We start from the raw sequence: 12,013 nt of genomic DNA, 5'->3' as shown, positions 1-12,013 counted from the left end.
TTTAAATGTTTACAATCTCAAATTTGCGTTTGAAATTACTTAATAGATTTTTATTTTTTAGCCCTGGTTCGATTTCAAATTTGCTGTTTACGTCTACCGCATAAATTGGCAATTTGGTTTTTGAAATTTCTTCAATGGCTTTTAATTCGTTCATTCCGATGCCTCCGCTTAAAAAGAAAGGCTTTTTCGAATTGTATTTTTTTAAGATGCTCCAGTCGAAAGTTGTTCCGTTTCCGCCAGGCAATTTTCCTTTTGTGTCAAACAGAAAATAATCGCAGACATTTTCAAAAGGCTTAATGGTTTCGAAATCAAAATTTTCATCTGCAGAAAATACTTTTATGATTTCAATTTTCTTTGGCAATTGATTTTTTAATTCTGATAAAAATTCAACGGATTCGTGTCCGTGAAGCTGAACGGCTTGTAAATTGTATTTTGCAACTTTCTCCAAAATTTCTTCTTGGCTCTGATCGACAAAAACGCCCACTTTTTTAATCGTTTTTATTAATTCGGGAACATTCCCGTTACAATATCTAGCGGATTTTTCCCAGAAAATAAACCCCATATAATCGGGTAGGAGCGATCCTACTTCGAGAATGTTTTCGGGATATTTCATGCCGCATATTTTGAGTTTCATTTCGTTGTGTTTTTTACCGCAAAGTGCGCTAAGTTTTTTTCTATTATATTGTGTTTTGAATGCGAAAAAGTTCGCAAAGTTTTTCCGCCACGAATTCACGAATGATTGTAAACTAAATTCGTGAATTCGTGGCTATTTTTTAAACGCCCAGATTTTTAATAAAATCCGTTGCGGCTTGTCCTGCGTTATCGGTTTTCATGAAGTTTTCTCCAATCAGGAAACCTTTGTAACCGTATGGTTTTAATTCTTGGATGGCTTCAATTGATGAAATGCCGCTTTCAGAAACTTTTACAAAATCATTTGGAATTTGAGATGCCAATTCTTTACTGAAATCTAAGCTAACTTCAAACGTTTTTAAGTTTCTGTTATTCACGCCAATCATGTCTAAACTTGGCATAATTGATTTTTCCAATTCTTCTTGATTGTGAACTTCCAGTAAAACTTCTAAGCCTAAATTTTTAGCGAATTCAGATAAAGATTTAATTTCTTCGCGGGTTAAAACTGCCGCGATTAATAAAATTAAATCGGCTCCATGTGCTTTCGCTTCTAAAATCTGGTACTCATCTACAATAAATTCTTTTCGCAATAGCGGAATATTTACTGATGCTCTTGCTAAAAGTAAATCGTCAAGAGAACCACCGAAATATTTTCCGTCTGTTAAAACTGAAATGCCACAAGCACCAGCATTTTCGTAACCTTTTACTACTTCTTCAACAGTAAAATTATTGTTGATGATTGATTTTGAAGGAGAACGGCGTTTGTGTTCAGCAATAATTCCAGAATTACTTTCTTTCAATTTCTGACTAAGAGAAATAGTCTGTTTTCCAAAAAATACAGAAGCTTCCAATTGACAAACCGGAATAATCGATTTCTTGAGAACAACTTCTCGTTTTTTGTCTATTATTATTTTATCTAAAATGTTCATGTTGTGTTGTTTCACGTTTCACGTTTCATGTTTCAAGTTGTAGAACGTTCAAAACAACCTGAAACTGTCCCGATAGCTATCGGGATGAAACAAAATTTTATTTACTTAATTCTTGTAATTTTTTTAATGCCTGATGTCCTTTTCCAGACAATAAACTTTCTTTCGCTAGTTCAAAACCTTCTTTTGGAGAACATTTTGTAACTGTTGCAATTGCCATTGCAGCATTGGCACAAACCACATTATTCTGTGCCTCAGTCCCTTTTCCTGAAATAATGTTGGTAAAGATTTCTGCTGATTCTTCGATAGTTTTTCCACCTTCAATTTCAGTTTGAGATAAAAGATGAACACCAAAATCTTCTGGATTTAACATTCCTTCCATGTGGTTAGAAATTGTTTTTGTCGGCCCTGTTAAGGAAATTTCATCATATCCGTCAAGCGAATGCAGGATGGTAAAATTCACATCGGTATTTTGATATAGATAAGCGTACATTCTAGCTAATTCTAAGTTGAAAACGCCAACCAATTGATTCTGTGGAAACGATGGGTTTACCATTGGTCCCAACATATTAAAGAAGGTTTTTACAGCCAATTCTTTTCTGATCGGACCAACATTTTTCATCGCTGGGTGAAATAGGGGAGCATGTAAAACGCAAACTCCAGCTTTATCAATACATTTCTCTAAAAATTCAGGATCGTTGCTGAATTTAATTCCCATTTTTTCCATCACGTTGCTTGACCCAGAAATAGAAGAAACGCCGTAATTTCCATGTTTTGCAATCTTTATTCCAGCTCCAGCCGATACAAAAGAAGCTAAAGTTGAAATATTGAAAGTGTCTTTTCCGTCACCTCCTGTTCCGCATAAATCGATGGTATTGTAGGCTGATAAATCAACACGAATGCATAAATCTAGTAAAGCTTCGCGAAATCCCGAAAGTTCTTCGATTGTAATGCTTCGCATCATAAAAACAGTCAAAAAAGCCGAAATCTGACTTGGATTATACTGACCGCTTGAAATATTAATCAATACGTTTTTTGCTTCTTCTTTAGAAAGCACTTCGTGGTTGATTAATTTATTTAATATAGTTTTCATTTTTTTAAGATTCTAAGTTGCTGAGATGCTAAGGTTCTAAGTTTTTTACTGAGACTGTAAACTGAGACTGAATACTGTAAACTAACTCTTTATCCAATTCTCTAAAATCCTTTTTCCATTTGGTGTTAAAACACTTTCTGGGTGAAACTGAACGCCTCTTACATCATAATTTTTATGACGCAAAGACATGATTTGTCCGTTTTCGTCTACCGAAGTCGCTTCTAAATCTTCAGGTAAATTACTGTCTACAACCCATGAATGGTATCTTCCTACTTCAAATTCGTTTCCTAAACCTTCAAATAAAATTTCGTCTGAAACTACTGTTTTTACATTTGTTGCAACGCCGTGATATACTTTATCAAGGTTTGAAAGTGTTCCGCCAAAAACTTCTCCAATTGCCTGCTGTCCTAAGCAAACGCCAAGAATACTTTTCGTCGGACTGTATTTTTCGATAACTGCTTTTAATAAACCGGCTTCGTCTGGAATTCCAGGCCCTGGAGAAAGTAAAATTTTCTCAAAAGATGCAATTTCATCAATATCAAATTCGTCGTTTCTGTAAACGGTAACTTCGCAATTTAAATCTTCTAAATAGTGCACTAAATTGTAAGTGAAACTATCGTAATTGTCTATAACTAAAATCTTTTTCATTTTTTTTAAGTTGCTAAGTTGCTAAGGTTCTGAGTAACTAAGTTTTTTGCTGAAAACTGATACTGAGACTGGCAACTAAATTTTATTTATTTCTCTCGAACGTATTTTTCAATAATAATGTGATCTACTCCTAATTTTTCTACTTTTTCTATTCCTTTTTGAATTAAGGTATCGTTTTGAACTTTCACCACAAATTCAAATTTGTTGCCTTCCCAATCGCGGTTGTTGAAAAACTCTAAATGTTCTGCGTAAATACTGTCTTTCAAAGTATATTTTCCGCCTCCGCCAAAGAACAATGCTCCTGTTGAATCTTTTCCGTGTTTTAAATCATGGTTAAAAAAAGCAAAATGTGTATCGTTAATAATCTTAATCATTTTTGTTTTTGGATTGAAAGTTGAAAAAGTAGAATCTTTCTCAGTTGTTTCGGCTGATATAAGACGCCAGGTTCCTTCAATCGGATTTTGCTTTTTTTCTGAATTGCAAGAAGTCATGGCAATGATTAAAACTAAAATAGATACTGCTTTTTTCATAGTTTTTAATTGTTTATGGTTTATTGTTTATAGTTAATTGTTTATAGTTTCAAGTTCTGAGACTGAAAACTGCGACTGAACACTAAATATTTTCTGCCATTTCTAGCGCCGTATTCAATGCTCTCAATTTATTGTAAACTTCCTGCATTTCGCTTTCTTCATCAGAACTAGCTACAATTCCGGCTCCTGCTTGACAGTGCAATTGATGGTTTTTAGAAAGGAAAGTTCGAATCATAATCGCGTGGTTAAAATTCCCGTCAAAGTCCATAACACCGATTGCACCTCCGTAGAAGTTACGGTTTGTTTTCTCGCATTCTTCTATTAACTGCATTGCTCTGTGTTTTGGAGCACCGCTCAAAGTTCCTGCTGGGAAAGTATCTGCAACCACTTGCATTGTGGTTGCTTTGTCGTGTAAATGTCCTGTCACTTTAGAAACTAAGTGAATTACGTGAGAGAAAAATTGCACTTCTCTGTATTTTTCAACATTTACATCATGTCCATTTCGGCTTAAATCATTTCTTGCCAAATCTACTAGCATAACATGTTCACTGTTTTCTTTTTTATCTTCAGAAAGTTCTTTTGCTAAAAGTGCATCACGCTCATCATTTCCTGTTCTTTTGAAAGTTCCTGCAATTGGATGAATTTCAGCTTTTCTGTTTTTTACAATAATTTGAGCTTCAGGCGAAGAACCGAATATTTTGAAATCGCCATAATCAAAGAAGAATAAATATGGAGAAGGGTTGATGCTTCTTAAAGCTCTGTACACATTAAATTCGTCTCCTTTAAAACCTTGTGTAAATCGGCGAGAAAGAACCAATTGGAAAACATCACCACGGTAACAATGTTTTTTGGCTAAAGCTACGTTTGCTTTAAATTCTTCGTCGGTTAGGTTAGAAAAACCTTCTCCTTCTTTAGAAAATTTATAAGAAGCAATATTTCTTGATTGCAGTAATTGCTCGATTTCTGCAATATTATTTTTATTGTCAACGCTGTGGCAGAAAATATATGCTTCATTTTTGAAATGGTTGATTGCAATAATATTTTGGTAAACTGCATAAAAAACATCTGGAATAGAAGTCGCATTGTCTTTTTTTGCAATTGAAACTTTTTCGAAGTAACGAACGGCATCATAAGAAATGTATCCGAATAAACCATTATTGATGAATTTAAAATCGTTCTTTTCTGCTTTAAACTGACTTGAAAATTCTTGAATTACTTGCGGAATATTAGTTGAAGCATCAATAGCTATTTTCTCTGAAGTTCCATCAGGGAAAGTTTTAGAAATAACTTCGTTTTCAATCTTTATAGTAGCAATCGGATTGCAGCAGATGTACGAGAAACTGTTGTCATTTCCGTGGTAATCACTACTTTCCAGCAATAAGCTGTTTGGGAATTTATCTCTGATTTTGAAATAAATGCTCACTGGCGTAACCGTATCTGCCAGAATTTGTTTGTAATGTGTATTAAGAATAAAAGGTTTCAAAATATATAGTTTTTATGTGTTGTTAATTTATTTTCGGTTTTGATCAAAAAAAAGGGCTTGTCGTGATGACAAGCCCTTTATATTTTTATATTTCTTACAATACCATAGGAAGCTTCGTTCACGACGTCTGACGTAAATTGCTCCACCACCAAGTATTGTTTAAAATTGTTCTCATTTTTTTATTTTGATGTGACAAAGATATAAATGTAATTTTAATTAGAGTACATAAAATTTGAAAAAAAACTTTTCGAATTTGTAAAATTTGTTAAATTTTGATTCGGAATACTTTTATAACTCGTTAATTTCCACTTGCTATCGTGTTATTTACGTTTAATCTAAAATCTGGATTTCCTTTGATGTTTGGTATTGCAAATAACTCGTTAAGTTTCATTTTTGTGTATTCTATTCCGTAAGCTGGATTGCCATAATAGCTTTTTATACCTGGAATATTGCTTCCAGATTCACTTTCAATTTCGCCTGTACAATTGTTTGCCACAACGTTTTTGAAACTAATTTTAGACAAATTAGCTTCACCGTTTCCGATATTTCCTTCCAATAAAATAAAAGGAGCAAAGCCTGAAACCACACTATTCGTTAAGTTGAAAAATGTATTTTCTTTGATGTAAGCAGATTCTCTAACCAAACCTTGGTTATTTTCTTCTAAATTAACCAATGTAATGTTGCTTGCATTGATTTTAGTCATCTTTTTGGTCATGTCTGTAGAAGCAACTTTTTCATATGAATCTACCTCAAAACATCTTGAACCTGAAATATCTGAAGAAAACGGATGGCGAATTGCAATACTATTTGAGATATTAATTTGAGCACCTTGCGTAAAATCAAAATCATCATCGGTTGTTCTGTACGAAATTAAATTGCTTAGATTCAAATCACCACCATAACATTCAAAAGAATCGTCATTTGAATAACTGATTTGAACATGGCTGATGGTTGTTTTTCTCCCAACACCAGCAAGAGAAAGACCGTTTAATTCTTTAGAAGCACTTAATTTTCTGCCGGCATATTCAATTCTCACATATTTCATAACCCCTGAATTGTCTTCTGAATCTTGTCCTCCGTAATGATTTAAAGTTGGATCTAAATCGAAAGGCAAAGTGTGAATGCCTCCTAGAGAGTTTATTGGAGCTTTTCCTAAAATGATAATTCCGCCCCAGTCACCGGGTTTTCTGTTGTTTATTTCATTTTCAGACGTAAAAACAATTGGATCAGTTTCAAGACCTTCTGCCATAATTTTTGCGTCATTAGTGATGACAAGAGTTCCGCAGGTTTTATCATCGCCACGGATAACGGTTCCAGGTTCGATCGTTAAGGTTGCATTATTTGTAACATACACAACGCCAACTAAATGGTAGATGTTACGTTTCGTTAATCTTGTGTCTTTATCGATTGTTCCTGCAATTATGTTTGTTGCTTCGCCATAGTCATTGCCAGCAGGTTTAAAGCTTGTCCAGTTGGTCATCCAGTTCGAAGTGCCGATGATTCCTTTTGGCTGTTGTTGTGCTTGTGCGAAAAAGCTGATAATGAAGGTTATGCATGCAATATGTAATTTTGTTTTCATAACTATGATTTTAATTTCTAGTTTTTGACTTTTTTAATTGTCCCAAAATTAGAAGCCGTATGTTAATCAAAGTCCTGATACTTATTACGAAAGAGTTACTATATTATTAAGAATGTTAAGTTTTTGAAAAGGGTTAAAGCCTTTTTTTATTGTAAAAGTCTATTTTAAAATTATTTGCAATTAAATTTCATTTAAAGATAATTTGTAACTTTGATAAAAATAAAAGAAATGGATTTAGATACTCGAAAAGTGATTTTTATTAGAGACTTTCTTAAACTTGAAAGTGAGAAGGCAATTTCTCAGTTTGAAAAATTGTTAAAAAAAGAAATTAAAGAAGATTTAGAATTAAAACCAATGTCTATTGCTGAATTTCATAAAAGAATTGATGACTCTTTAGACGATTCTAAAAATGAAAGAATAACAGATGTTGATGAGTTAATTTCTGAGATTGAGAAATGGAGTTGAAAATTTATTGGACAGATTTTGCTAAAACTGAATTAAAAAAGATTTTTGATTATTATAAGAAAGAAGCAAGCTTAACTGTTGCGAAAAAGATTGTACTTGGGATTACCAAAGAAACTTTAAAATTAAAACCCAAACCAACAAATGCAATAGGACAAAAAGAAGAACTTTTAGAAAGCTACTCTGAAGAAATACGATATTTGGTCTACAAAAATTATAAAATTATTTATTGGATTAATTTAAAGAGAAATTCAATTGAAATTTTGGATGTTTTTGATACAAGACAAAATCCAATAAAAATTAAAAGAAGTACTTAAAAATAAACCCCAACAGTTTTATACTGCTGGGGTTTATTGTATTTCTGAATTAGTAAGCTTGAAATATTAGAATTTTAAAGCTACAGCCAATTCAAATTCGTCGTTGATAGTTTTATCTCCTAAACCGTCGAAGAAGCTACCTGAACCATATTTAATGTCATATTTAGTTCTGTCAACTTTGAAAGCAGTTGTAGCAGTGTTTCCTTTTACAGTGATATCAAAAGTTACAGGTTTAGTAATTCCTTTGATAGTTAAGTCTGCAGTTACAGTATAAACGTCAGCAGATTTTGCACCGATAGTTTTGAAAACTAATTTTGAAGTTGGGAATTTGTCAGTTCCGAAGAAATCGTCAGCTTTTAAGTGACCGTTTAATTTTCCTTGGTATTCTCCAGTTAAATCTGTAGCAGTTAATGAAGTCATGTCAACTGTAAAGTTACCACCAGCTAATTTTTTTCCTTTGAAAACAAGAGCTCCTTCTTTGAAGTTTACAGTTCCAGAGTGCTCTCCAGTTACTTTTTTACCTACCCATTTAATAGTAGATGCTTTTACGTCGATTTTTTTAGTTTGAGCGTTTACTGAGATTCCAGCTGCTGCTACGAATAATGCTATTGCAATAGTTTTTAAATTTTTCATGTTTTTAAAATTAAATTTGAATTTGATTAATAATAATTATATAGTGATAAATAATTCCTCGTGTGATTTTCTAACTTTTTTCTGGTGCTGAGATTTGTCATCATCATGTCTGTAACCTACAGTTGCAATAACAGAAGCGTTTAAACCTAATTTATCGAAACCTAGGATTTCATTAAATTGAGCCGCATTGAAACCTTCCATTGGAGTTGCATCAATTTTTAATTCAGCAGCCGCGTTTAATAAGTTTCCTAAAGCTAAATAGGTTTGTTTTGCGGTCCAGATATGTTTTGCATCTTCAGATAAATTTGCAATTACATTTTTCATCATATCGCTGAATCCGCCTAAAGCTTCTGTAGGAACGCCTCTCACTTCGCTGATATTGCTGATATATTTGTCAACAGAACCTGCATCAAGGTTTAAGTCGTTTGCAAAAATGAATAGGTGAGAAGCATCTGTAATTTGAGTTTGCCCCCAAGCAGCACCTTTTAATTTTTCTCTTAATTCTGGATTTTCAACAATAACTACTTTGTAAGGTTGTAATCCGTATGACGATGCACTTAATCTAACGGCTTCTTTTAATGTATTTAAATCTGCATCAGATATCTTTTTTGAAGCATCAAATTGTTTAGTTGCGTATCTCCAATTTTGATTTTCTAAGAAATTGCTCATAGTTTTTATTATTTTATTTGTTGGTTCTATATTTTTCTAATAATTGATTTAGGAAAACTAATTCTTCAGGTTTTAAATTATTTGCAAACATTTGTTCGTGTTCATCAACTTTCGGATCTAACTCTTTTAAAACATCCAATCCTTTTTGTGTAATGGAAACTTCAATTTTTCTTCGATTATCCGGACAAACATTTCTCGTAACAAAATCCTTTAATAATAATTTGTCTACCAATCGTGTTGTGTTGCTTGTTTTAGCAAGCATTCGTTCTTGTATCACGCACATATTAGCAGGTTTCCCTTTTTGTCCTCTTAATATACGTAACACATTGTACTGTTCTCCAGATAAATCATACGGTTTCAGCAACTCGTTGAAATGATCCTGAACCACATTCTGCGTGTACATGATATTCAGAATAACTTTTTTCGCATTATCCATCTTAACCGTACTCTTAATAACCTCTTCAATTGTCATAGTCGTAAGTGTATAATTTGTATATACAAATGTATAACTTTTAATAGTTGTATATACAAGTGTTGTGTTAATTTTTTGTTAATACAAGAAAAGCAGGTTTTTCAAGGAACTAAAGAGAATGTTTTTTAGATGATAAAATTAAAATAATTTTTATTGTAAAGGTTTGATATTTTGTGAATTAATGGTTTTTTAATTTCGAGTGAAATTTTGTGTATAAAATATTTCTCAACCTATTTTTGTAAGATGCGTTTAATCCGAAAGATTCTCAGAATCAACGAAATTTTAGTGATTTATTGGAATTCAGACAAAAGAAAACCCTTCGCAATTTGTCTAAAATTGGAAATTTCTGAGTGTATCCACGCTTCATTATGATTTAATTCTTTGGCGAGTACTCGTGCGGTTTTCTCCGAAACTTCAATTGCAGCTCTGGCATCTAAAAATAATAAACGAACTCTTCTGGCTAAAATATCGTCTACAGTTCGTGCCATTTCATAACGGATTGCCCAAACTACTTCTGCCATTGTAAATTCATGATTAGGGTGCAGTTTTTCTTTTAATTCGGGTTCGCTTTCCTGTAATTCAATTATTTTCGAAATATCAGTACCATATATATAAAGGTGATTTTCTCTGTCTGGAGCATTCGTTGGCTGATTTCCATGAATTGAAAGATGTTCTGTATGGCATTCTTTAGGTTGTAATTTGCCAGTCTTAATGGCTTTATCAATAATGTCCTCAGCAATTTTTCGGTAAGTTGTCCATTTTCCTCCAGTAATCGTGATAAGACCCGTCTCAGAAACTATAATTTTATGACTTCTAGAAACTTCTTTGGTGCTTTTGTCTTCTTCTTTCGGCGCTGCCAACGGACGCAGTCCTGCAAAAACAGATAATACATCTTTTCTTTCTGGCTTTTTTGCCAAGAATCTTTGTGCGGTTTCCAAAACAAATTGAATTTCGCTTTCTAAAGCGATAGGTTCTAAACTTTGTTTCTTTATTAAAGTATCGGTTGTTCCAACTACAATTCGGTTGTGCCATGGAACAGCGAATAAAACTCTTCCGTCTTTGGTTTTCGGAATCATTAAAGCATTTTCGCCTGGCAAAAAAGATTTATCAAGAACCAAATGAATGCCCTGACTTGGAACAATGTATTTTTTATATACCGTATCATTTAACTTCATGATGGCATTTGTAAAAACTCCCGTTGCATTTATTACAGCAGAACCTTTTATATCATATTTAATTCCACTTTCCTGATCTTGAACCTGAACGCCAATAATTTTATTTGTTTCGTCTTTCAATAAATTGGTAACCTTTATATAATTTAAAAGACAAGCTCCGTTTTCTACAGCTGTTTGAGCAAGATTAATAGCCAGACGAGAATCATCAAATTGGCCATCATGATAAATAACGCCATTGACCAAACCTTTTTCCTCTACGTTTGGAAGCATTTCTATAGTTTTCTTTTTTGAAAGATATTTAGAACTTCCTAAACTTAAAAAGCCTGATAATAGATCATAAATTTTTAATCCGATAGTGTAGAAATAACCACTCAGCAAATGGTAATTCGGAATTACAAACGATTGGTTTTTCACTAAATGAGCTGCGTTTTGCGCTAATAAGCCTCGTTCTTTTAATGCTTCTCTAACTAAATGCACATCTCCTTGAGCTAAATAACGTACACCGCCATGAACCAATTTGGTGCTTCTGCTAGAAGTTCCTTTTGCAAAATCTACAGCTTCAAATAAAATGGTTTTATAACCGCGGCTTGCTGCATCAACTGCCGTCCCGAGACCGCTTGCACCTCCGCCAATTATTATTACGTCCCATTTTTCGGTATTGTCTAGTTTGGTTAATTGCTCGGAGCGGTTCATATATGTATGGGGCTTTTTGTTTAAAGCAAACTTAACGAAATGAAATTAAAAATTGATGAAGAAAAAAAACTATGGTTTTTATTTGTTTCAGGTTCCAAGTTTCAAGTTTGATTTGCTAGATCTAAAAAAAAATAACCCGACAGATTTTTAAAATGTCGGGTTATCAATTTTACGGATTGTATATTTATATCAATCGTTTTTCAAATGCTTTTCTTGCAGAGCCTCTAAAATAGACTTCTCCGCAGTACGTATATTTTAATCGGTCTAAAATTTTCAGCATCGGAGTATTATCGAAGTTGGCGTCTACTTTTATGCTGTAAATATTATTTTCGACAGACAAACCTTCAATGCTTTGGAATAATTTTGTTGCAATGCCTTTTCCTTTTGCCAATTTTGAAACCGCTACACGATGCACAACAGTATAATCGCCATCAGTAAGCCATTTGCCTTCTATATTTTCGTAAGCAGGTTCTTTGTCAAAAATAATAGCTGCATAAGCCAAAATCGATTCATCTTCGGTAAAAACATAACCGTAACCATTTTCGATATCGCTTTTAATGGAAAGTTCGTTCGGATATCCATCCTGCCATTGTGTACTTCCGTCTAATCTTCTTTGTTCGATGGCATCTTGTAGGATTTCCCAGATTTGAGGTATTTCTGAAAGATTCGCTTTTCTAAGAGATAGCTTTTCTGTTGTATTCAT

The 12,013-nt window shown here is 33.2% G+C and carries 14 protein-coding genes; 2 read left to right on the top strand and 12 right to left on the bottom strand.

Going from position 1 to position 12,013, the window contains the following annotated elements; translation table 11 throughout:
* Position 1: 1 nt before the first annotated feature.
* From BLP44_RS12990 to BLP44_RS12960, 7 genes are all read right to left on the bottom strand, one after another.
* Positions 2-634: a phosphoribosylanthranilate isomerase gene (locus BLP44_RS12990; RefSeq protein ID WP_091133503.1), complete on the bottom strand. Its 633-nt coding sequence runs from the start codon at positions 632-634 to the stop codon at positions 2-4.
* A 139-nt stretch (positions 635-773) separates the two neighbouring features.
* Positions 774-1,559 (bottom strand): indole-3-glycerol phosphate synthase TrpC, encoded by a 786-nt coding sequence (gene trpC, locus BLP44_RS12985; protein ID WP_091133501.1) that lies wholly within the window; start codon positions 1,557-1,559, stop codon positions 774-776.
* 97 nt (positions 1,560-1,656) lie between these two features.
* On the bottom strand, positions 1,657-2,649 hold the full coding sequence (gene trpD, locus BLP44_RS12980; protein WP_066033848.1) for an anthranilate phosphoribosyltransferase: 993 nt from the start codon (positions 2,647-2,649) through the stop codon (positions 1,657-1,659).
* Between the two features lie 81 nt (positions 2,650-2,730).
* Entirely contained in the window at positions 2,731-3,297 is a 567-nt protein-coding gene (locus BLP44_RS12975) for an anthranilate synthase component II (RefSeq protein ID WP_091133499.1), read from the bottom strand.
* Between the two features lie 86 nt (positions 3,298-3,383).
* A complete protein-coding gene (locus BLP44_RS12970) occupies positions 3,384-3,827 on the bottom strand; it encodes a hypothetical protein (RefSeq protein WP_091133497.1) in 444 nt (147 codons plus the stop codon).
* A gap of 82 nt (positions 3,828-3,909) precedes the next feature.
* Positions 3,910-5,310: an anthranilate synthase component I family protein gene (locus BLP44_RS12965; RefSeq protein WP_091133494.1), complete on the bottom strand. Its 1,401-nt coding sequence runs from the start codon at positions 5,308-5,310 to the stop codon at positions 3,910-3,912.
* Between the two features lie 298 nt (positions 5,311-5,608).
* Positions 5,609-6,889: a hypothetical protein gene (locus tag BLP44_RS12960; RefSeq protein WP_091133492.1), complete on the bottom strand. Its 1,281-nt coding sequence runs from the start codon at positions 6,887-6,889 to the stop codon at positions 5,609-5,611.
* Positions 6,890-7,117: 228 nt separating this feature from the next.
* Here BLP44_RS12960 and BLP44_RS12955 point away from each other — a divergent pair, with 228 nt between their 5' ends.
* Positions 7,118-7,354 (top strand): hypothetical protein, encoded by a 237-nt coding sequence (locus BLP44_RS12955; protein WP_091133490.1) that lies wholly within the window; start codon positions 7,118-7,120, stop codon positions 7,352-7,354.
* Complete coding sequence (locus BLP44_RS12950) at positions 7,345-7,668, top strand: type II toxin-antitoxin system RelE/ParE family toxin (RefSeq protein ID WP_091133488.1); 324 nt, start codon at positions 7,345-7,347, stop codon at positions 7,666-7,668. Before BLP44_RS12955 ends, BLP44_RS12950 begins: the two co-directional genes overlap by 10 nt.
* 66 nt (positions 7,669-7,734) lie before the next feature.
* Here BLP44_RS12950 and BLP44_RS12945 read toward each other — a convergent pair whose 3' ends face one another.
* The 5 genes from BLP44_RS12945 to BLP44_RS12925 all read right to left on the bottom strand — a co-directional run bounded on the left by BLP44_RS12945 (position 7,735) and on the right by BLP44_RS12925 (position 12,013).
* On the bottom strand, positions 7,735-8,301 hold the full coding sequence (locus BLP44_RS12945) for a YceI family protein (RefSeq protein WP_066033853.1): 567 nt from the start codon (positions 8,299-8,301) through the stop codon (positions 7,735-7,737).
* A 36-nt stretch (positions 8,302-8,337) separates the two neighbouring features.
* Complete coding sequence (locus BLP44_RS12940; RefSeq protein WP_091133486.1) at positions 8,338-8,970, bottom strand: NAD(P)H-dependent oxidoreductase; 633 nt, start codon at positions 8,968-8,970, stop codon at positions 8,338-8,340.
* A 13-nt stretch (positions 8,971-8,983) separates the two neighbouring features.
* Positions 8,984-9,442 carry a MarR family winged helix-turn-helix transcriptional regulator gene (locus BLP44_RS12935; protein ID WP_091133484.1) on the bottom strand — a complete coding sequence of 153 codons (459 nt, stop codon included), beginning with the start codon at positions 9,440-9,442 and terminating at the stop codon, positions 8,984-8,986.
* A 290-nt stretch (positions 9,443-9,732) separates the two neighbouring features.
* On the bottom strand, positions 9,733-11,310 hold the full coding sequence (locus BLP44_RS12930) for a glycerol-3-phosphate dehydrogenase/oxidase (protein WP_091133482.1): 1,578 nt from the start codon (positions 11,308-11,310) through the stop codon (positions 9,733-9,735).
* A gap of 184 nt (positions 11,311-11,494) precedes the next feature.
* Complete coding sequence (locus BLP44_RS12925; protein ID WP_091133480.1) at positions 11,495-12,013, bottom strand: GNAT family N-acetyltransferase; 519 nt, start codon at positions 12,011-12,013, stop codon at positions 11,495-11,497.

Source organism: Flavobacterium anhuiense, from assembly GCF_900101855.1.
GTDB classification, from domain to species: Bacteria; Bacteroidota; Bacteroidia; order Flavobacteriales; family Flavobacteriaceae; genus Flavobacterium; species Flavobacterium anhuiense.
The sequence above is the reverse complement of the archived record's forward strand: the minus strand, read 5'-3'. Positions and strand labels throughout refer to the sequence as shown.